We start from the raw sequence: 20,007 nt of genomic DNA on the forward strand, positions 1-20,007 counted from the left end.
CCTTAAATCTGGTCTTCCGTATAGCGCGCGGCGCGCCATTGCGGCGGCGCGACAAAGTTGTCGGCCCAGCCCATCACGGCATCGGCCGGCATTGGGCGGGCGATGACATAGCCTTGCGCCAGGTCGCAGCCCAGCTCGATCAGGCGCTCGCCGTGGGCGATGCTCTCGACGCCTTCGGCGATCACCGTCAGATGGAAGGAGCGGGCCAGGCCGATCACGGCGCGCACCAGGTGCAGGTCGTCGCGGTCGTTGAGCATATTGTGCACGAAGCTCTGGTCGATCTTGATGATGTTGGCCGGCAGGCGCTTCAGGTAGGACATCGAGGAGTAACCGGTACCGAAATCATCGAGCGCAAACGTGATGCCCAGCGCCTGGCAGGCGCGGATAATGCGGCGCACGTGTTCGACGTCGTGCAGGGCGGAAGATTCGAGGATTTCGATTTCCAGCATGCTGGCGCGCACGCCGGGAAATTCGCCGAGGATGGTTTTCAGGCGCAGCACGAAATCGGGCTGCTGGAAATGGCGCGCCGCGATATTGACGCTGACGACCCACTGCCGGCCGGCTGCGCTCCAGCGCTGCATCTGCCACAAGGCCTGGCGCAGCACCCATTCGCCGATGTCGATGATCAGGTCGGTTTGTTCCACCAGCGGCAAGAAATGCGCCGGCGCCAGCAGGCCGCGCTGCCCATGCTGCCAGCGCAGCAGCGCTTCCATGCCGACCACGGCGCCAGTGCGCATATTGACCTTGGGCTGGTAGTGCAGGCGCATTTCGCCGTTGATCAGCGCGTGGCGTACTTCGGTGCGCTGGTTGTGGTGGGTGCGCACCTCCTCGTCGAGATGGCTGTCGAAAAAGTGATACTGGTTGCGCCCCGTCAGCTTGGCCTGGTAGACGGCGTGGTCGGCGTGGCGCAGCAGGCTTTCCGCATTCAGATCCTTGCCTGCATACACGGCGATGCCGGCGCTGGCCGTCAGGTGCACGGCTTGCTGGTCGCACTGGTAGGGCAGGCTCAGCTCGCGCATCAGCTGCAGCAACTGCACTTCGATGTCCTCCACGCTGGCCTGGCCGCACAGCAGCAGCACGAATTCGTCGCCACCGAGGCGGGCCGCATAGTGCGCCTTGCCGCTGAACGCGTGCAGGCGGCCGGCCACCTGCTTGAGCAGGTCGTCGCCCGCTTCCGCGCCGTAGCGGTCGTTGATGGCCTGGAAATGGTCGAGATCGAACAGGCACACGGCCATCAGGCGCTGGCGCTCGCGCGCCAGGAACAGCTCCTGCTCGAAGCGGGCCGCCAGCGCGGCGCGGTTGGGCAGGCCGGTCAGCACGTCATGGTAGTTTTGCCAGGACATTTTTTGCAGCACTTGCTGCATGTGCACCGTTTCCGTCAATTGCTGGCCCAGTTGCTGCCGGCTGGCCTGCAGCGAGCTCAACATATCGCCCACGTCGCCCACCATGCCATTGAATGCGCGCGACAGGTGTTGCGCTTCCTGCGTGCCGCCGGCGGCCATGCGCACCGTGAAGTCGCCGCCGCGCAGGCGCTCGATTGCTTGCGCCAGCCGTGCCAGCAGCCTGCGGTGGGAAGCCAGAAGCAAGCCCAGCAACACGAACACAAGGGTAATGTTGACGGCGCTCAGCAGCGCTTGCAGGCGCACCGCCTGCCACACGGACAGCAGCGGCAGGTCGGGCGTGTACTGCAATTCCAGCACGCCATCGCTGCCGCCGGGCAAGGATACCTGCAGGCGGTTGTGGATCGGCGTCATGCCGACCAGCCGGCTGAACCACGCCGGCACCTGCTCGCGTGGTGCGGCGCCAGGCGGGGTCTCGGCCAGCACGTCGATGCGGCTGCCATTGCCATGCCAGACGATCGCCGCCAGGTTGCGGTTCAGCGGCAGGGCCGTGCGCAGCACTTGCTGCACGCTGGCGCCATCGCTGCGCACGGACAGCGGCAGCACGGTGTTGGCCAGGTAGAGATTGAGCTGGCGCGCCTCGCTGCGGTAGCGCGCGTCGGCCTGCGCCGTCTCGCTCGTCAGCAAGGCATGGTAGCGTACGGCGGAGACGGCCAGTATCAGCAAGAGAATGGGCAGAAACCAGCGGAAATACGTCCCCATCCGCAACCATGACGATAAAATGTTCCCGAAGACTGGCATCGTTCCGTATCGATATCCGTGAATAATTTAGCAAACATTATCACCGAATAGTGCTTCCAAGAACATGATATCGGGCGCCGGCCTTAAAAAAAATTAACCGTAAGAAATTTGCATCTTCATTGTCTTAAATATTAATGCCAATCCCAAGCTGCTTTTTTACAGCAGCCCCAGTGAACTGCTGCCTGTAGCGGGCTCGCGCGCATGGGCCGCTTTGCTGTTGAGTTTGATGGACAGCCGCAAGTCATTGACGGAATCGGCATTGCGCAAGGCGTCTTCATAGCTGATCTGCTCTTCTTCGTGCAAGTCGAACAGGGCCTGGTCAAACGTCTGCATGCCCAGCTCGCGCGATTTTTTCATCAGCTCCTTGATTTCATGGACTTGTCCCTTGAAAATCAGGTCGCTCATCAAGGGCGAATTGAGCAGGATTTCCATCGCCACCTTGCGTCCGGCGCCATCCTTGCGCGGGATCAGGCGCTGCGAAATCATGCCTTTCAGGTTCAGCGACAAGTCCATCAGCAGCTGCTGGCGCCGCTCTTCGGGGAAGAAGTTGATGATGCGGTCCAGCGCCTGGTTGGCGTTATTGGCGTGCAGGGTGGCCAGGCACAGATGGCCCGTTTCGGCAAATGCGATCGCGTGGTCCATGGTTTCGCGGTCGCGGATCTCGCCGATCTGGATCACGTCGGGCGCCTGGCGCAAGGTGTTTTTCAGGGCCGTGCCCCAGTCTTCCGTATCGACGCCCACTTCGCGCTGGGTAATGATGCAGTTGCCGTGCGGATGGATGAATTCGACCGGGTCCTCGATGGTGATGATATGGCCGTGGCTGTTGGCGTTGCGGTGGCCCACCATCGCCGCCAGGGTGGTCGACTTGCCGCAGCCGGTGGCGCCCACCATGATCACCAGGCCGCGCTTGCTCATGACCACGTCCTGCAGGATGGCGGGCAGGCCCAGCTTGGCCAGTTCGGGAATCGCGGTATTGATCGTACGCAGCACCATGCCCGCCTGGCCCAGCTGCACAAAGGCCGAGACGCGAAAGCGCCCCAGGCCCTCGGGGCTGATGGCGAAGTTCGCTTCGTTGCTGGCCTCAAAGCTTTGCACCTGCTTGTCGTTCATCAGCGCGCGCACATAGCCGGCCGCCAGCGCCGCGTCGAGCGGGGTGGCGGACAGCGGCGTCAGCTTGCCGTCGAGCTTGATGGCGGGCGGAAAGCCAGCCGTGATGAACAGGTCCGAACCGCCGCGTTCGCGCATCTGCGCCAGCAGCGCGTGGATGGCGCCGGTATGGTAGACAGTTGTCATGGCTTATCCCGGGAAGTTTTCAGGCGACTTGGCGGCCGAGCGCGCCGTCTCGGCCGAAATCGCGCCGCGCCGCACCAGATCCGTCAGGCACTGGTCCAGCGTCTGCATGCCGACATTGCTGCCGGTCTGGATCGCCGAATACATCTGCGCCACTTTCGCTTCGCGGATCAGGTTGCGGATGGCCGGCGTGGTCAGCATGATTTCATGGGCCGCCACGCGGCCGCTGCCATCCTTGGTTTTCAGCAGGTTTTGCGCGATCACCGCCTGCAGCGATTCGGACAGCATGGTGCGCACCATTTCTTTTTCCTCGGCCGGAAACACGTCGATGATGCGGTCGATGGTCTTTGCCGCCGACGAGGTGTGCAGGGTGCCGAACACCAGGTGGCCCGTTTCGGCCGCCGTCAGCGCCAGGCGGATGGTTTCCAGGTCGCGCAATTCGCCGACCAAAATCACGTCCGGATCTTCGCGCAGGGCCGAGCGCAGCGCATTGCTGAACGAATGCGTGTGCTGGCCCACCTCGCGCTGGTTGATCAAACACTTTTTCGGTTCATGCACGAACTCGATCGGATCCTCGATGGTGAGGATATGATGGTTCTGCCGTTCATTGACGTGGTTGACCATTGCCGCCAGCGTGGTCGACTTGCCCGAACCGGTCGGCCCCGTGACCAGCACCAGTCCGCGCGGGCGCATGGCCAGTTCGCCGAAGATGCGCGGTGCGTTGAGCTCTTCCAGGCTCAGCACTTTCGACGGAATCGTGCGCAGCACGGCCGAGGCGCCCCGTTCCTGGTTGTAGGCGTTGACGCGAAAGCGCGCCAGGCCCGGAATTTCAAACGAAAAATCGCATTCGAGCGCTTCTTCATACGCCTTGCGCTGGCCGTCGTTCATGATGTCATACACCATGGCGTGCACTTCCTTGTGCTCGAGCGCCGCCACGTTCAGGCGGCGCACGTCGCCATTGACCCGTATCATCGGCGGCAGGCCGGCGGACAGGTGCAAGTCGGAAGCCTTGTTCTTGACGGAGAAAGCGAGTAGTTCGGAAATGTCCATTTATAATCCCTGTGCCTGCAATAAAGGGCGCCGCGCAGATTGCCGCGGCAACGTCCGCCCACCAGAAAATGATTATGTCCACAATCGAACAGAACTTGCAAGCCGTGCGGCGCAGTATCGCGCAAGCGGCCATAGAAGCGCAGCGCCCGCCTGAGGCCGTCACCCTGCTGGCCGTCTCGAAGACGTTTGGCTTTGATGCCGTGCTGACAGCGGCGGCGGCCGGGCAAACCGCGTTTGGCGAAAACTATCTGCAGGAAGCCATCGACAAGATCGCCGCCGTCAGGCTGGCCTTGCCGCAAACAGCGCTGGAATGGCATTTTATCGGGCCAATCCAGAGCAACAAGACGCGGCCGATCGCCGAGCATTTCGACTGGGTGCATACGGTCGAGCGCGAAAAGATTGCCGCGCGCCTGTCGGAGCAGCGCCCCGATGGCATGGAGGACCTGAATATCTGCCTGCAGGTCAATATCAGCGGCGAGGCCAGCAAGAGCGGCGTGGCGCCAGGCGAGCTGCCGGCGCTGGCGCGCGCCGTGGCGCAACTGCCGAAGTTACGCCTGCGCGGCCTGATGGCGATCCCCGAGCCGCAAACCGATCCCGCCTTGCAGCGCGCCGCGTTCGCGCAGCTGCGTGTGCTGTACGAACAGCTGCGCGCCGACGGCTTGCCGCTCGACACCCTGTCGATGGGCATGTCGTCGGACCTGCAGGCGGCCGTGCTGGAAGGCGCCACCATCGTGCGCGTCGGCAGCGCGATTTTCGGCGCCCGCGATTATTCCTGACCCCCCTTTGAAAGAGCATTCATGATGGCAGAACTGAAAATAGCATTTGTTGGCGGCGGCAATATGGCGGCGGCCCTGATCGCCGGGCTGGCGGGCAAACTGACGGCGGGCGCAAACATCCATGTGATCGACCCGCATGCCCCGGCGCTTGAAAAACTGCAGGCGCAGCATGGCGTGACCACGGCGGCGGCCGCCGATGACACGCTGCGCGTGGCCGACGTGATCGTGCTGGCCGTCAAGCCGCAAAGCATGCGCGAAGTGGCGGCCCAGTTGCTGCCGTTTCTCAATCGCGCCAAAGCGCCGCTGGTGCTGACGATTGCCGCCGGCATCCGCAGCGGCGACCTGGCGCGCTGGCTCGGCGACTATCCGGCGATCGTGCGCGCGATGCCGAACACGCCGGCCCTGATCGGCATGGGCATTGCCGGCCTGGTGGCCAGCGGCGGCGTCAGCGGCGGGCAAAAAGCGCAGGCCGACGCCATCCTGGGCGCGGTCGGCACCACCGTCTGGCTAGACGACGAAGAAAAAATCGATCCGGTGACGGCGATTTCGGGCAGCGGCCCGGCCTATGTGTTCTACTTTATCGAAGCGATGCAGGAAGCGGCGCGCGAACTGGGCCTGACGGCCGAACAGGGCACGCAGCTGGCGATCGCCACCTTTACGGGCGCGGCGCAACTGGCGGCGAACTCCAGCGAACCGGCCTCGGTGCTGCGCGAGCGCGTCACCTCCAAGGGCGGCACGACCTATGCGGCCTTGACCAGCATGGAAGAGAGCGGCGTCAAGGCCGCCATCGTCAAGGGCATCAAGGCGGCCGCCGCGCGCGGGCGTGAGCTTGGAGACGAGCTGGGGAAATAGGAACGCCTGACAAAACCGTGGCGAGCGGCAGGGAGTTGCTGTGGGTGAAATTGGACCTTAATACGATCAATTGTAAGAAGGAGCGAGTGCTTGTGGGAAATGCCGTTTTAAGCCGGTTGTCCATGTTGGGCGTTGTTTTCTTGTGCCTTTCGCTGTCGTCCTTGACCAATGCTTCCGAACAACAAAGCGATATGGCATCGATCAAGCAGGAGCATTGTGAAGAAGGCAATAATCTTGAGAGTACTTTCTGCATGAGTCGAGAGCTAAACGAATCCGACGCACGTTTAAATGTTGTCTACAAGATATTGATGTCTGCGCTTGCCAAGCCACAAGGGTTGCAACGCGCGCAACGTGCATGGATTGTTTTCCGTGACGCGGAGTGCAAGTTCCAGAGTGCGGCGATGCATGGCGGAAGTGCTTACAACTTTTCGATGGCCCTGTGCTTGATGCGGCTGACTGAACAGCGCATATCGGTGTTAGAAACCGTTAGGCCCTGTAATGGATGCGTAGAATTCAAGGAGGAGTTTTATGGAACGAGGAAAGGATTCAGCTTACCAGAGCGTAAGTACACTCCTGCTTCGGGCAAGCTATGACACGGGACTAAGCCTGGTGGCTTAGTCCCGTCTTAACGCGCTTCAACTGCCACGTCCACTCTGGGGCGATGGCAGCCACTTGCATCGCTCAGGAAGCTGCAGGTTTGGTCAGACGTTTTCTACATCACCTTCACGGCACGGCCGATGTAAAGGATCGGCCCGGTCGGCCGGCCCGTCGGTGAACCGGTCTCCGGTTCCAAGGTGATTTCAAACAGCTGCTCGGCCTGCATCGGCGGCAGCTTGTCGAGTTTCAGCTTGAGCGTCTGCCCGGGCTGTACCAGGCCCAGCGAGACAGGGGCGCCCCAGTCCTTGCCCTTGGTCCAGAACTGCAGGGATTTCTGCTGCGGCACGCTAGTCGGTCCCAGTGGGATCAGGCTCAGGTCGCGGTTGTCTTTATTCCCAGCCTGGACGAGCCAGCCGGGCGCCTTGTCCTGCGGCGCCACCAGCACCACCAGATAGCCGGGGCCGCCTGGTGCCTGCGGCTGCATGGTCACCATCACGGCCAGCGCGGCGGCGGCGGCGGCCAGGCCGCCGCCAGCCAGTATTCGCCAGAAAGCCAGACTGTTCCACCACGCTTGCCAGCGGCCAGCCTGCCGCACGGCTTTTGGCGTAAACAGGGTCGAAGCGATACGCGGCCACAACTGCGGCGACGGGTCCTCCGGCGGCGCCAGGCCGGTCAGGGGCAGCAAGCGCTGCTCCCAGCCATCGACGGCGTCGCGCAGCTGCGCGTCAGTAGCCAAGCGCTGTTCGACTTCGGCGCGTTCCTGGGCTGCCAAGGTGCCCAGCACATATTCGCTGGCCAGGCGCTGCAGTTCTTCCTCATTCAATGGCGTATTCATCCCATGCACTCCCGCAAGCTGGCCAGGCCGCGCTTGATCCAGGCTTTCACGGTGCCGAGGGGCGAGGCGACGCGCTGCGCGATTTCGCTGTGCGAGCAGCCATCGACATAGGCGTACAGGATGCAGTTGCGTTTGGCCTCGTCGAGGTGGCCCAGGCAATCGTGCAACTTGCCCATGTTCGCTTGCAGCGCATAGGCGTCGCCGGCGTGTCCGCCCTGGCGTTCATGCAGCAGGTGTTCCACGGTATCCTCGTCGGCCGATATTTCATGGGCGCGTGCACGCGCCACGTTCAGCGCCTGGTGTCGTACTACCACATAGATCCAGCCCTTGCCGCTGCCGCGCGTGGCGTCGAAACTGCCGGCGCGGCGCCAGATGCTGAGAAAGGCGTCATGCAGCACGTCTTCGGCCAAGGCCCGCTGGCGCACGATGCGCAGCGCCACGCCCAGCAGATAGCGGCTTTCCTGCTGGTATAACCCCTGCAGGGCTTGCTGCTCGCCGCGCGCGCAGGCGCGCAGGGCGGCGTCGTAGTCGTAGGTGGCGGCAGGTGTCGGCAAGGTGGCGGCTATCGGTGGGTTGGCAAGTTTTCAATGAATTATAGGTCAGAAGACATCTTGCCAACCGTCATGTTTCAACCGTTTCAGACGGTTTTCCAGAAAATATAATCGGCCTGGTAAGGCACCCATTGCCTGGCGCCGAGATTGCTGGCGCTGCAAGCGGACATCGGCGCCACGCCACCCTGGGTCGCCACGCGCTGGATATAGCTCACGCCCTGCATGGCGCCGCTGCCGGTGGCCGGATTGGCTTTCACCAGCTGATATGGAATATTGCCGGTGCCGGCAGGGGCGACTGCCACTTGCGTTGCCGTCACGGCCGAGCCATCGCGGCTGGCCCAGGTGGCCGGTGGGCCAACATAGGTGCCGACCTGCATGCCGCCGCGGTCATTCAGTACCGCGTCCGGTCCCACGAAGACCCATTCGTGGCCCGTCATGTCCTTCCTGGCCTTGCATTCATAGGCGATCTTGCCCACGCCCACGGTCTGCATGGCGACTTGGTGGCCGTCCGGCACTTTCACGCCGGCAGGCAATTGTTCCTGCGAATAGCGTGCGCTCATCGGCGCGCAGGCCGACAGCAGCATCAGGGAGGCGAATGGCAAGGCGAGGTGGCGTGGCGAGAGGGTCTGCATGGCGTGCTCCTGGGTTATAAGGTTCAGCCGGCTGGCTGATACCGGTACTACCCATGGATGCGCCGTTTGGATGCAGCAAACAGAAAATTATTTTTCGACCGGTGCCTGCTGCTGGTTCAGGCGCTGCAGCATGCTGCGGATAATGGGCAGGGCGACACTGGCGTGGCGCAGCAGGGCGCTGGCGCGCAGCAGCCACGGCAAGCTGCGGCGCGGACGCAGCAGCATCAGGCCCAGCATGCCGCCGGCCACCATCAGCGGCACTTTCAGGCGCGCCAGGATGGCCTGGCGCAAATTGCCGCCGCTCAAAGGTTCGAACAATTGCCGCGTCTCCAGGCCCAGCGCCGTGCGCTGCAGCGCGCAGTCGGCCAGCAGCGCATCGCGCCGTTGCCTGGCGCTCAGCTTGACCATAATAGGGGACTGGGGATCGGGTTTCATGGCCGCTCCGATGCGCGGTGCGCCAGATGCTGCAAGGCGTCGAGGTCCTTGTTCAGCTCGTCCATGGTAAAGGACAACAGCTTGGGCTTGCCGCGAAAACTGGCGCGCACGCCGGCCAGGGTGGCGATGGCGGCAACGATAAAGACGGTCGAGGAAATGGCGATGGCGCCGATGCGGTGCGTGTCCCAGAAAATGACGATGACGAGAAACACCAGCAGCACCAGGCCGACAAACAGCAGCAGCAGGGCCAGCATGGCCAGCCCCAGGTAAGTCAGGTAGCGCAGCGACTCTTCTTCCATCTCCACTGCCGCCAGTTTCAAGCGGGTGCGGATGATGTCGGCCAGGGTCGCCGCGACGCGGGCAGCATGTTGAACGATAGCCATGAACTGCCTTTCGTGTCGAAATGCAGGCGGACTGCTTGAAAACTCTTGCCGCCCGGGTACTACGGGAAAAAACTAGCGGCGCGACGAGGCCAGCAGCAGGCCGAACAGCACGCCGACGACGGCGCCGGCGCCGACGGCCTTCCATGGATTGTCCTGCACGTATTCGTCGGTAGCCCTGGCGGCTTTTTTGGTGCGGTCGACCAGGTCTTCTTCCAGCTTGATCAGGTCTTTCTTGGCCGTATCGAGGGTGGTGATGAATTTTTCCTTGACGGCGCGGATGTTTTCGCCCGTCTGGCCACCGGCGTTGTCGAGCCAGCCTTCGGCTTCATTGATGACACCCTTGATGTCGCCAATCACTTTATCGCGCGCATGGCCAGCTTCGGCGATGACGTTATCGCTGCTGGATTTGCCTGTTTGTATCGAGCTCATGTATTACCTCATCGGTGGGTGAAAGCACAGTGAAATACCAGTGTAGAGTGCAGCGGCAAAGCGATCTTGCGGCGCGTCAACAAGGTCCGAGGCGCAAGACTGATTGACTAGCGGAAAGCGAAGTCCAGCACGACCCCCGCAAAAACCGCTGCTCCCAGCCAGTTATTATGCCGGAATGCGGCAAAACAAGGCAGACGCTCGCGTGCGCGTATCAGGGTGTAGTGATAAACGGCGCAGCCGGCCGCCACCAGCAGGCCCGCCACATACCAGTAGCGCAGGCCCAGGTACCAGCCGCAGGCCAGCCACAGCAGCAGGAACAGGGCATAGCACAGCATGATGATGGCCACGTCGTGGCGCCCGAAGGTGATGGCCGAGGTGCGGATGCCGATCTTCAGGTCGTCGTCGCGGTCAACCATGGCGTACTCCGTATCGTAGGCCACGGCCCAGAACACATTGCCGACCAGCAACAGCCAGGCGACGACGGGCACCGAGTCCGTGATGGCGGCAAAACCCATCGGGATGCCGAAGCCGAAGGCGATGCCCAGATACGCTTGCGGAATGGCGAAGAAACGCTTGAAGTAGGGATAAGTGGCGGCGATGATCACGGCCGCCACCGACAACTGTTTTGTCAGCGCATTCAGGGGCAGGATCAGGCAGAAGGCGGCCACCGTCAGCACGCCGGCCACGGCCAGGGCTTCCTTGCCGCTGATACGCCCGCTGGTAATCGGGCGGTCGGCCGTGCGCTTGACGAATTTGTCGATATTCTGGTCGGCGTAATCGTTGATGGCGCAGCCGGCCGAGCGCATCAGGAAGGTGCCGAGCAAAAAGATCAGCAGCAGCCGCCAGTCCGGCACGCCTTGCCGCGCCATCCACAAGGCGCACAGGGTGGGCCACAGCAGCAATACGGTACCGATTGGCTTGTCGAGCCGGATCAGGCGGAAATACAGCGCCAGCTTGTTCATGGAAATCTCGATCTTGTTGAAGAGAAACGCCGATTATCGCAAATACTATGGCAAGGTACTATTTTTCGCCCTGGACGGCCTCTTCAAACAAACTGGTAATTCCGGGCAACTCGCAGCCGGCAATCGCCGCGCACAGGGCGTCGATGGCGGCCTTGCGCGTAAAGCTCTTGCGCCACAGCATCACCACCCGGCGCGACGGCGCCGGTTCGTCGAATTCGCGGTAGGCCAGCATGCCGTCCGCCGCGTGCATATCCGGCACCGAGGCGCGCGGCAGTACGGTCAGGCCGATGCCGCTGGCCACCATATGGCGGATGGTTTCCAGCGACGAGCCTTCGAAGGTGCGCTGCATGCCGTTACCGGGCGAGGAAAAGCGCGCCATTTCCGGACACACTTCCAGCACCTGGTCGCGGAAGCAATGGCCGTTGCCCAGCAACAGCATGGTTTCCGACTTCAGATCCTGCGCGGCGATGGTCTTGCGCGCCGTCCATGCATGGTGGCGCGGCATGGCCACCACGAACGGCTCGTCATACAGGGTCTGCATGGCCATGCCGTGTTCGGGCAGGGGCAGGGCCATGATGGCCACGTCCAGTTCGCCCTGGCGCAGCAGTTCAAGCAGGCGTACCGTAAAATTTTCCTGCAAAATCAGGGGCATCTGCGGCACTTGATCGATCATGGCTTTGACCAGAGGCGGCAGCAGGTAGGGGCCGATCGTATAGATCACGCCCAGGCGCAGCGGGCCGGCCAGCGGGTCCTTGTTCTGCTTGGCCAGTTCCTTGATGGCGGCCGTCTGTTCCAGCACGCGCTCGGCCTGGGCGATGATTTGCGCACCCAGCGGCGTGACCGAGATTTCGGCGCCGCCGCGTTCGAACAGCACCACGCCCAGTTCGTCCTCGAGCTTCTTGATGGCCACTGACAGGGTCGGCTGGGCCACAAAACAGGCTTCTGCCGCATGGCCGAAGTGCTTGGCGCGCGCGACGGCCACGATATATTTCAGTTCAGTCAGTGTCATAAGGTGATTGAAACACAGGAAATGCCAGCTTGCAATGAATGAAAGAGGACGTGCGCGGCAACTGCTGCGGCGATCGCGTATTGTAGCGGATCGCCCCCTATAATAGAGGGAACCGGGCGGTCGCGCACGACCAGCCGCCCAACTCACTCACTGTACTGAACACTGGACTCCCATGCCTGATTTTGAAACCAAACTATGCAGCCGCGAGGAACTGCAGGCGCGCGCGGCGGCCTTGCCCAAACCGGTGGTCGTCACCAACGGCGTGTTCGATATCCTGCACCGCGGTCACGTGACCTATCTGGCGCAGGCGCGCGCGCTGGGCGCTTCGCTGGTGGTGGCCCTCAATACCGACGCTTCGGTCAAGCGCCTGGGCAAGGGGGACGACCGCCCGCTCAACAGCTGCGAAGACCGCATGGCGGTGCTGGCCGCGCTCGCATCGGTGAGCCTGGTGGTGCCGTTTTCGGAAGACAGCGCACTGGAAGTGGTGCAGGAAATCCAGCCTGAAATCTACGTCAAGGGTGGCGACTACGACATGACGGCGATACCTGAAGGCAAGGCCGTGCTGGCCTATGGCGGCCAGGCCGTGGCGATCGACTTCGAACACGACCGCTCGACCACCAAATTGCTCAGCAAGGTGCGCCAGCAGTAACAACGACACCGGCTGTGCACGCACAAGAGAAACCGCTCTTGTTGCGTTTATACTATCGTGTTATACCTGCCCGGGGGCGTCGATGTCGTGCTGCACGCCGTCAATGTTTCCACAGGGATAAAAAGGCGTTACTATGATCGTTATGCCAAGGCTGCGCCAGGTCAGCCGCAGCGCGTAGTGCCGCCGTTCATCACGCCATGCCCATGGCGGTCATCGTTTGCGACAGAAGAAATCAATGGAACATACAAGTACGGGAGAGTGGCTGCTGCAGTCCGGCGTCTGGATGGCCGATGCGGTCCAGTCAGGCTTGCAGTTTACACGCAGTGCGGCAGGCCAGCCGGTGTCGCCGCGCCTGAATGCCGACGATATCGGCCAGCTGATGCGTACCCACTGCCTGCCCGGCGAGACCAGCGCGCAGTTTCCGCCCGAATTCCAGTACAGTCCGTTTACGGGCGTGGCCTTGCAGGCGCCGCCGCAAAGCGGCCAGGCCAGCGCCTGGGTGGCGCCATTCGGCGCGCGCGCCGTCAACAGCAGCGCCATGCCCGGCGCCACCGGCCTGCGCCAGACGGCGCAAGCGCTGAAAATCGCCCGCAGCCCGGCGCGCGACTCTTCCAGCGACGCGCTGGCCAATGCCGATCCCGACACCAGTCTGCCCACGCCGCCACCGGGCGAACACGCGTTTTTCTCGGCGCGCTTCGGCACCACGGGCGCGGCCCTGCTGGCGCTCGATGCGCGCAAGGGCGCCCTGTACGGCTGGCTGCCCGGCTCGCAGCACTGGCTGGCGCTGGAATCGTCGAAAGGCGGCTTGCTGTCCGAATGCCAGCTGGGCGTGTCCGCCTGGCGCGCCGAACTGGCCAGCGCCTGGAACAGCTGCCTGTATGTACCCAGCGGCCATGGCCTGGCCTGCATCACGCCCGATATCCCATCGCTCACTTACCAGGTCGAGCACTTCGGCGACGCGCCTTCGGTAGCCGCGCCGATCTGGTTCCAGGGCCGCTTGTGGGCGCCGCTGCAGGGCGCGGACGGCGTGCTGCGTTTCCTGAACCTGGACTTGAATCACCTTGCCGGCGCCGATGTCGTGCTCGATGGTGCGGTGGCATTGGGCCGTGTCAGCGCGCCGGTGGCCTATGGCCGCAGCGTGATCTGGCCGTGCGAACATGGCCAGCTGCGCCTGCAGCAGCGCCAGGACGGCGGCATGGCCGCCTCGTGGATGCCGTGGCCGGCCGGCCTGCAGCCGCAATTCGATTTCGGCTGCCCGTACCTGTCGCGCGATGGTGACCTGTGGCAGCTGTGCTTTGACGGCGCCGCCGACCGCTATCTCTACCTCAAGCTGGGCACCGCACGCGAAACGGTGGAGGCGATGGAGCCGCGCCTGTGTTCGGGCAGCATCAACTACCGCTTTTCCACCAAGCTGAAAACGGCGCCGTGGCTGGAGCTCGAGCACGGCAACGATGGCGGCAGCAGCACCTCGGTGATGCCGCTGCTCGAAGCGGGCGAGAGCGTCTTCGGCGTGCGCTTCGAGACGCGCGCCAGCCTCGACAGCGTGTTGCGCTCGGATGAGCGCATGTACGCGCAACTGCTGCAGGACGACGGCGTGCGCCCGCTGCCGTTTCACGCCTTTTCGGTGGCCGAACCGTGGCGCATGCGCCTGTTCGCCCACCAGGGCACCTTGTGGGCCTACCATCCCTTGCTGAGCCGTATCAATGGCTGGAAGCTGCAGGCATGAATCTGATACAGCGCATCCTGGCCGCCGTCGCCGCAGTGGCATCCCTGGTTCTGGCCGCTCCCGCGCAGGCGGCCGGCATCCAGCAGGCCTTCCTGGTGCAGAACTCGGGCTGGATGGAGCCGTTTTACACGGACCAGCATTCGCAGCTGAAAGCCTTGGTCGGCGCTGTGGCGCAGGCCGCCAGCACGCCCGAAGATCAACTGTTCCTGCTGGCCTTCAGCCAGAGCAGCGGCAGCAATGTTTCGCCCGCGCTGCTGGGCCAGGGCCGTGGCGCGGCCAGCATTGCCGCGCAACTGGCGCCCCTGGGCCTGGCGCGCAAGGGCAGCGGCGGCGCGCTGGCCGACACCGACTTCCAGGAAGCCGTGACCAAAACCATTACCGGCCCCTTCCGTTCGGCGTCCGGCATTGTGTGGATTTTTACCAATAACAAGAACAGCCCGAACAACGACAGCCAGACGGCCGAGCGCAACCGCGATTTTTACCGCCTGCTGCACCTGGAGCCGTCGATCACCAAGACCCTGGTGTTTCCATTGCGCATGCCAGTGCAGGGCAAGCTCTACAGCGCCAAGGGTCTGATGGTGTATGCGCTGGCCTATGGCCAGCCGGCCGCCGACGCCTTGAGCCGCATCCAGGCCGACGGGCGCTTGTCCAGGGTGCTCACGCGCGCGCCGGCCCGCTTGAAACCGGTGGACCAGGACGCCGTGCGCATCGTGCCGCAGTCGGTCAGGAATACCCCGAACGTGCATGCCAGCCTGGGCCGCGACGGCCGCACCATCGTGCTCGACGTGGAAGCGGCCAGCCTGGTGCCCCAGGTGGTGCTGCAGGCGTCCTTGCAGAACATGTTTTTCCCGTATGTGATCGAAGGCGCCACCGTGCACGCCGCGCTGGCCGGCCAGGCCGCGCCGCTGCAGGTGAGCCCGGCCGTCATCAAGGGCTTGCAGCCGGGCGCCAGCCAGGCGGTCGAAGTGCGGTTTGACTTGCCGATGGCGCAGATTCCTTCGCCCTGGTCGGCCCAGGCCCTGGCCGCCATGGGCAAGCAGGTACTGCTGCCGATGACCGCGACGGTGGGCCTGTCCGAGCAGCGCCTGGCCCTGTCCTCCGGCTTTGCCGGCCAATTGCAGGAACTGTTTCCGGGCGACCCGATCTCGGAAGTGTTTACCCCGCCCGACAGCGTGCGCGCCTCGCAGGCCACCGTGCCGCTGCTGGTGCGCATCCAGTATCCGCTGCTGCCGGTGCTGCTGATGATAGCCGCCATCCTGTTGCTGCTGCTGGCGTTTGTCGTGTTCGGTCTGCTGGGCACGCGCAGCAAGCGCTACCGCGTGGTGGTCGACGGCGTGCCGCGCCAGGTCTTGCTCAAGCCGTTCAAGAGCGTGCTCCTGCGCGACGATGGCGGGCGCGAGATTGGCGAACTCAAGCGTGGCCTGGGCAAGCCGTCGGTCGTGCGCGTGGCCGACGGCCATGCCGTCACTGTGGGCTGACCGCGTTTTTCAATTCCTGATTCCTATTTCACTTTTCGAGGCAGACGATGGCACAAGATACTCCCAAAGACAACGCAGGCTTTACCTTGCCACCGCCGGCGGCCGAACCGGCAGCTTCTGCCGCCGCGTCCACGCCGGCGACCACGGCTGCCGTCGAGACCGCACCCGCTTTGGAGCAGGTCGGCGCCACCGACACCTCCTCGCGCGACACCCTGATCGGCGGCGCCGTGCTGCTGATCCTGTTTGTCGCCTTTTTCTTTGCCAAGAACGCCTACGCCAACGGCCTGGTGGCCAAGCGCGTGTCGCCGAACAAGGCCAATGCCTCGGGCTGGTGGTTGTTTATTTTTCTCGCCAGCCTGGCCACCGCCGTGGTGCTGGCGGCCGTGAACGCGCACAAATTCCTCGCGCCGCTGTTCATGGGTCCGCTGGTACTGGTCGGCCTGGTGGCGCTGGTGCTCACATTTACTTCCAGCAAAAATTAAGCGCCCGCACCGGCCATCGCACTCCCGTTAAGGAAACACCATGTCAGACACCCTGAACCAGACCACCGCCGCGCCGGGCGAGCGCAAGCAGGACAAGATCATCGATTTGCGCCCCACCTTGTTCATCGGCGTGGGCGGCACCGGCATGCAGGTGCTGATGCGCGTGCGCCGGCGCATCCTCAACACGCTATGGGGCGGCGCCGGCCACCGCACACGCGTTGAAAACCTGACCGAGTTTCCGGTGGCGCAATTCATTCATTTCGACCTCGACAATGGCGCGCTGGTGGAAAGCGGCGAATCGCAGGCGCAGGACTTGCAATTCGACCTGCTGAAATTTACCGACGATGAAAAAATCGTCGGCTCGTTCGACGCCGACAAATATGGCCGCGACGACGACTCGCTGGAACGCTATCCGCACATCAAGGAATGGCTGCCGCTGACGCCGCAAAAGATCCGCGACCTGAACTTCGACATGCAGTCGGGCGCCGGCCAGGTGCGCGCCGTCTCGCGCCTGTATTTCTTCGACAAATACAGCAAGGTGCGCGACAAGATCCGCCTGAAACTCAAGACCCTGAAGGCCGGCCTGTCGCACGAGCGCCAGCTGAGCGAACTGGGCCTGCGCATGGAGCCGGGGCGTTTTCGCATCGTGGTGGTCGGCTCGGTGGCCGGCGGCACCGGCTCCGGCTCCTTCCTCGACATGGGCTATCTGGCGCGCTGGATCGCCAGGACCGAAGTCGAGCGGGCCGATGTGGAACTGATGCTGTTCCTGCCCAGCGGCTTTACCAAGAACAACAAGGACCGTACCGAAGGCAATGGTTATGCGGCGCTGATGGAACTGGAATCGGCGATGATGGGCAACAAGAATTACCTGAGCCGCTGGGATACCTACGACCGCCCCGAGTTGCCGCGCGTGCCCTACAACGAAGTGTTCCTGGTCGACTCGGGCAACCTGGCCCAGCAGCATACGGACAGCGTCGACGACATCTATCATATGGTGGCCGATTCCCTGTTCGAAGACTTCGCCTCGGCCGACTTCGCCCGCGCCAAGCGCTCGATCGCCGTCAACCAGGCGCAGCACAAGAACGCCATGTACAAGGCGCCGGTGCCGCAAAACCGCTTCGGCGACATGCGCCTGTATTTCTCGCAGCGCTATTCCTCGTTCGGCATGGCGGTGCTCGATACGCGCCAGGAAGCGGCGCGCGATGAGCGCTCCCACCGCTGGGCCGGTGCCATGTTGAAAGCCTTCTTTGGCGTGGGCGGCGTCGATGCCGGCGCCAACCGCGCCAATGACGACCAGCGCAATACCTTTATCGGCGCACACATGGGCTTGCGCGCGACGCCGTTCAACGACTTTCCCGTGTTTTCCGACAAGAGCATCGAACTGAAGCGATCCAACGGTCCGTTCGACGACTTCCAGGTCGTCGACGACTTGCTGGCCGAGCGCCAGGGCAGCCTGCTCAGCGGCGTGGAAGAGCGGGTCAACCGCCGCATCGACGAAATCCGCACCGGCTACGACCGCAAGGAATGGCCGACCCAGGTGCGCGAAGCCGTGCGCCAGCTCGAACGCGACGCCGTGCGCGACCAGGATTCCACCGCCGACACCACCGAAGACCGCATCGCCAAGCGGCGCGCCGAATTGTTCGGTAATATCAAACAGGTGGTGCGCGACCAGCTGTATGGCTACCTCGACAACAAGGAATTCGGCGGCCTCGAATATGTGCTGTCGCTGGTCGAGCAGATCAAGGACCGCATCGAAGCGCCCGGCAGCGGCCTGATCGCGCAGATCGACACCAATGCCGAACGCTATCGCGAAATCAAGGAAGCGGTGCGCACGCGCGAATACGAGCGCTTGCTGAACAACCTGGAACAGGTGCGTGGCGGCCTGTTCGGCAGCGGCGACAAACAGGCGGCCTCGGTGATGGATCATCTGCGCACCGAGATCGCCAATGCGCTCAAGTTCCACCTGCGCGCGCGCGCCGCCGACGAGGCCGTGTTGCTGCTGCGCGACATCTCGCGCTGGCTGGGTAACCGCACCGGCGTCGATGCGGAAGGCCGCGCCGTATGGAACGGCCTGGTGGGCGAATTGCAGAATGGCCGCGCCGCCGTGCTCGACATGCTGTCGCAATTGCAGACCGCAAATGTGATCGTGCAAAAGGACTTGCAGAAAGACCATGCGACCGCCATCGTGGTGCCCGTCACGGTGGCCGATATCGCCATGCCCGATGCCAGGACCTTGCGGGTATGGGCCGATGAAGCGTTCCAGGATATCGGCGGCTCCAAGACCCTGTTCCCGATGCTGGGCGATCCGGCCCAGCGCAGCGACATCCTGAACAAGGTCAAGCGCATGGCGGAAAACCGCCTGGCCACCATGGGCGTGAACGACCAGGACGGCAACCAGGTCGAGCCCCTGTTCGCGGCCCTCGACCAGATGGAACCGGCGCGGCGCCAGGATTATTTCCGCAAATTGCTGGCCTGCGCCATGCCGTGGATCGACGCCAACATGGTGGGCGAATTCAATGTGGTGGCCGATCAATACAAATGCGTGATCGGCGTGGCCGGCGCGCAACGCTTCAAGGCCAGGTTCGGGGCCGAAATCGACGCCTGCGTGCAAACCCAGGCCGGCATTACCAAGAGCCAGCTCGATATTGTCGAGACCGGCATTGCGGGGCGCGCCGTGTGCTACTGCGAGCTGGCCGGCGTGCCGCTGACGGTGCTGCGCGGGCTCGAAGGCTGGCGCACCAGTTATCGCAAGGAAAGCGACAACGACAAGGCGCCGATCCACACGCATATCGACACCACCCAGTTCAATCACCCGATCGCGCCGGGCACCGACGAAATCCGCCTGCTGGCCGACCATTTCGCGCTGTTCCTGAAAGCCATCATGCTGGGCGTGCTGACGCGCCACAATGGCCGTATCGTGCCGCTGGGCCAGTATCTGTTTGCCATGGGCCGCGGCGACGTGCGCCGCATCGGCAACGAGCGCTCGATCCGCCAGAGCGGCCTGCACCATGTGTTCCACGGCCTGATCGAGTCGCGCGTGGCCGAACGCCTGGCCGAACTCGACGAGGTGCAGACCGTGGCGCTGGCCGCGCTGGCCAGCTATTACGCCACCGACGTCTACACGCCGCGCTTGATTTCCATGACGGGCGGCGCCCAGCTCGACAACAAGGGCTTCGGCAATTCGATCGCCCATGAAATCGCCGCCGACCTGCGCGAGAGCGCACGCCGCAAGGGCCTCACCGACGCCGAGATCCGCAAGCTGGAAGAAAAGCTGCTGGCCGACCTCAAAGCCTGGGCCAATGTCGTTGCCGATTCCGATGCCGACACGCATGAATGGGAAGTGCGCGAGCCGGGCGAAGATGGCTTGCCGCGCCTGAAGTTCGCGATCAAGCCGGAAATGCTGGAGCCAGGTGCGCTGCAATCGCTGTTTGCGCCGGTACCGGTGTCCGTGCCGGTGGCGTCGCCGTTCGGTGCGCCGTCATTGACGCCGGCCATGGCGCCGCAGTTGGTCGAATATCAGTATTTCCTCGGCATCGACGGCAAGCAGCAGGGACCGTTTACTGCCCAGCATATCGGCCAATTCGTGCGCGCCGGGCAAATCGTGCCGGCCGCCACCAAGGTCTGGCGCGAAGGCATGCCGGCCTGGGCCGACCTGTCGCAGTTCCCGGAACTGGCTTCGGTGCTGTTCAGTGCGCCGCCGCCCTTGAGCGCGGCGCCACCCCCGCTTTGA

Annotated in this window: 19 protein-coding genes; 8 read left to right on the top strand and 11 right to left on the bottom strand. The window is 63.5% G+C overall.

All coding sequences use genetic code 11. The annotated features are described in order from the left end of the window. Positions 1 to 2 precede the first annotated feature (2 nt). From CD932_RS14600 to CD932_RS14610, 3 genes are all read right to left on the bottom strand, one after another. The gene (locus tag CD932_RS14600) at positions 3 to 2,066 is read right to left on the bottom strand and encodes a bifunctional diguanylate cyclase/phosphodiesterase (RefSeq protein ID WP_254926585.1); all 2,064 of its coding nucleotides are present in this window, start codon (positions 2,064 to 2,066) and stop codon (positions 3 to 5) included. A gap of 231 nt (positions 2,067 to 2,297) precedes the next feature. Continuing rightward, positions 2,298 to 3,434: a PilT/PilU family type 4a pilus ATPase gene (locus CD932_RS14605; protein ID WP_094443260.1), complete on the bottom strand. Its 1,137-nt coding sequence runs from the start codon at positions 3,432 to 3,434 to the stop codon at positions 2,298 to 2,300. A 3-nt stretch (positions 3,435 to 3,437) separates the two neighbouring features. Continuing rightward, positions 3,438 to 4,481, bottom strand: coding sequence for a type IV pilus twitching motility protein PilT (locus tag CD932_RS14610; RefSeq protein WP_094443261.1), 1,044 nt, complete (start codon positions 4,479 to 4,481; stop codon positions 3,438 to 3,440). A gap of 74 nt (positions 4,482 to 4,555) precedes the next feature. Between CD932_RS14610 and CD932_RS14615 the strand changes: the two genes are divergently transcribed. From CD932_RS14615 to CD932_RS14625, 3 genes are all read left to right on the top strand, one after another. Further along, the gene (locus CD932_RS14615; RefSeq protein WP_094443651.1) at positions 4,556 to 5,257 is read left to right on the top strand and encodes a YggS family pyridoxal phosphate-dependent enzyme; all 702 of its coding nucleotides are present in this window, start codon (positions 4,556 to 4,558) and stop codon (positions 5,255 to 5,257) included. A 21-nt stretch (positions 5,258 to 5,278) separates the two neighbouring features. Then, positions 5,279 to 6,109, top strand: coding sequence for a pyrroline-5-carboxylate reductase (gene proC / locus CD932_RS14620; RefSeq protein ID WP_094443262.1), 831 nt, complete (start codon positions 5,279 to 5,281; stop codon positions 6,107 to 6,109). 92 nt (positions 6,110 to 6,201) lie between these two features. Further along, complete coding sequence (locus CD932_RS14625; RefSeq protein WP_141213253.1) at positions 6,202 to 6,702, top strand: lysozyme inhibitor LprI family protein; 501 nt, start codon at positions 6,202 to 6,204, stop codon at positions 6,700 to 6,702. Between the two features lie 119 nt (positions 6,703 to 6,821). Here CD932_RS14625 and CD932_RS14630 read toward each other — a convergent pair whose 3' ends face one another. From CD932_RS14630 to CD932_RS14665, 8 genes are all read right to left on the bottom strand, one after another. Continuing rightward, positions 6,822 to 7,541: an anti-sigma factor gene (locus CD932_RS14630; RefSeq protein WP_094443264.1), complete on the bottom strand. Its 720-nt coding sequence runs from the start codon at positions 7,539 to 7,541 to the stop codon at positions 6,822 to 6,824. Beyond that, a complete protein-coding gene (locus CD932_RS14635) occupies positions 7,538 to 8,095 on the bottom strand; it encodes a sigma-70 family RNA polymerase sigma factor (protein WP_094443265.1) in 558 nt (185 codons plus the stop codon). Before CD932_RS14635 ends, CD932_RS14630 begins: the two co-directional genes overlap by 4 nt. Before the next feature lie 83 nt (positions 8,096 to 8,178). Then, complete coding sequence (locus CD932_RS14640; protein ID WP_094443266.1) at positions 8,179 to 8,724, bottom strand: DUF3455 domain-containing protein; 546 nt, start codon at positions 8,722 to 8,724, stop codon at positions 8,179 to 8,181. A gap of 87 nt (positions 8,725 to 8,811) precedes the next feature. Continuing rightward, positions 8,812 to 9,159, bottom strand: coding sequence for a hypothetical protein (locus tag CD932_RS14645; RefSeq protein ID WP_141213254.1), 348 nt, complete (start codon positions 9,157 to 9,159; stop codon positions 8,812 to 8,814). Further along, a complete protein-coding gene (locus CD932_RS14650; RefSeq protein WP_094443268.1) occupies positions 9,156 to 9,542 on the bottom strand; it encodes a phage holin family protein in 387 nt (128 codons plus the stop codon). The genes CD932_RS14645 and CD932_RS14650 overlap by 4 nt, the downstream gene beginning before the upstream one ends. A gap of 72 nt (positions 9,543 to 9,614) precedes the next feature. After that, the gene (locus CD932_RS14655; protein WP_094443269.1) at positions 9,615 to 9,971 is read right to left on the bottom strand and encodes a DUF883 family protein; all 357 of its coding nucleotides are present in this window, start codon (positions 9,969 to 9,971) and stop codon (positions 9,615 to 9,617) included. Between the two features lie 107 nt (positions 9,972 to 10,078). Continuing rightward, the gene (gene ubiA / locus CD932_RS14660) at positions 10,079 to 10,933 is read right to left on the bottom strand and encodes a 4-hydroxybenzoate octaprenyltransferase (RefSeq protein WP_094443270.1); all 855 of its coding nucleotides are present in this window, start codon (positions 10,931 to 10,933) and stop codon (positions 10,079 to 10,081) included. A 58-nt stretch (positions 10,934 to 10,991) separates the two neighbouring features. Beyond that, the gene (locus CD932_RS14665) at positions 10,992 to 11,942 is read right to left on the bottom strand and encodes a hydrogen peroxide-inducible genes activator (RefSeq protein WP_094443271.1); all 951 of its coding nucleotides are present in this window, start codon (positions 11,940 to 11,942) and stop codon (positions 10,992 to 10,994) included. 172 nt (positions 11,943 to 12,114) lie between these two features. Between CD932_RS14665 and rfaE2 the strand changes: the two genes are divergently transcribed. From rfaE2 to CD932_RS14690, 5 genes are all read left to right on the top strand, one after another. Beyond that, complete coding sequence (rfaE2, locus tag CD932_RS14670; RefSeq protein WP_094443272.1) at positions 12,115 to 12,591, top strand: D-glycero-beta-D-manno-heptose 1-phosphate adenylyltransferase; 477 nt, start codon at positions 12,115 to 12,117, stop codon at positions 12,589 to 12,591. Between the two features lie 235 nt (positions 12,592 to 12,826). Beyond that, a complete protein-coding gene (locus CD932_RS14675) occupies positions 12,827 to 14,317 on the top strand; it encodes a hypothetical protein (protein ID WP_094443273.1) in 1,491 nt (496 codons plus the stop codon). Beyond that, positions 14,314 to 15,795, top strand: a complete 1,482-nt coding sequence (locus CD932_RS14680) for a hypothetical protein (RefSeq protein WP_254926586.1) — start codon at positions 14,314 to 14,316, stop codon at positions 15,793 to 15,795. The genes CD932_RS14675 and CD932_RS14680 overlap by 4 nt, the downstream gene beginning before the upstream one ends. Before the next feature lie 47 nt (positions 15,796 to 15,842). Then, positions 15,843 to 16,277, top strand: a complete 435-nt coding sequence (locus tag CD932_RS14685) for a hypothetical protein (protein WP_094443274.1) — start codon at positions 15,843 to 15,845, stop codon at positions 16,275 to 16,277. Between the two features lie 40 nt (positions 16,278 to 16,317). Further along, positions 16,318 to 20,007 (top strand): tubulin-like doman-containing protein, encoded by a 3,690-nt coding sequence (locus tag CD932_RS14690; RefSeq protein WP_094443275.1) that lies wholly within the window; start codon positions 16,318 to 16,320, stop codon positions 20,005 to 20,007.

It is taken from the genome of Janthinobacterium sp. PC23-8 (assembly GCF_002250505.1).
In the GTDB taxonomy this organism is placed as follows: domain Bacteria; phylum Pseudomonadota; class Gammaproteobacteria; order Burkholderiales; family Burkholderiaceae_D; genus Janthinobacterium.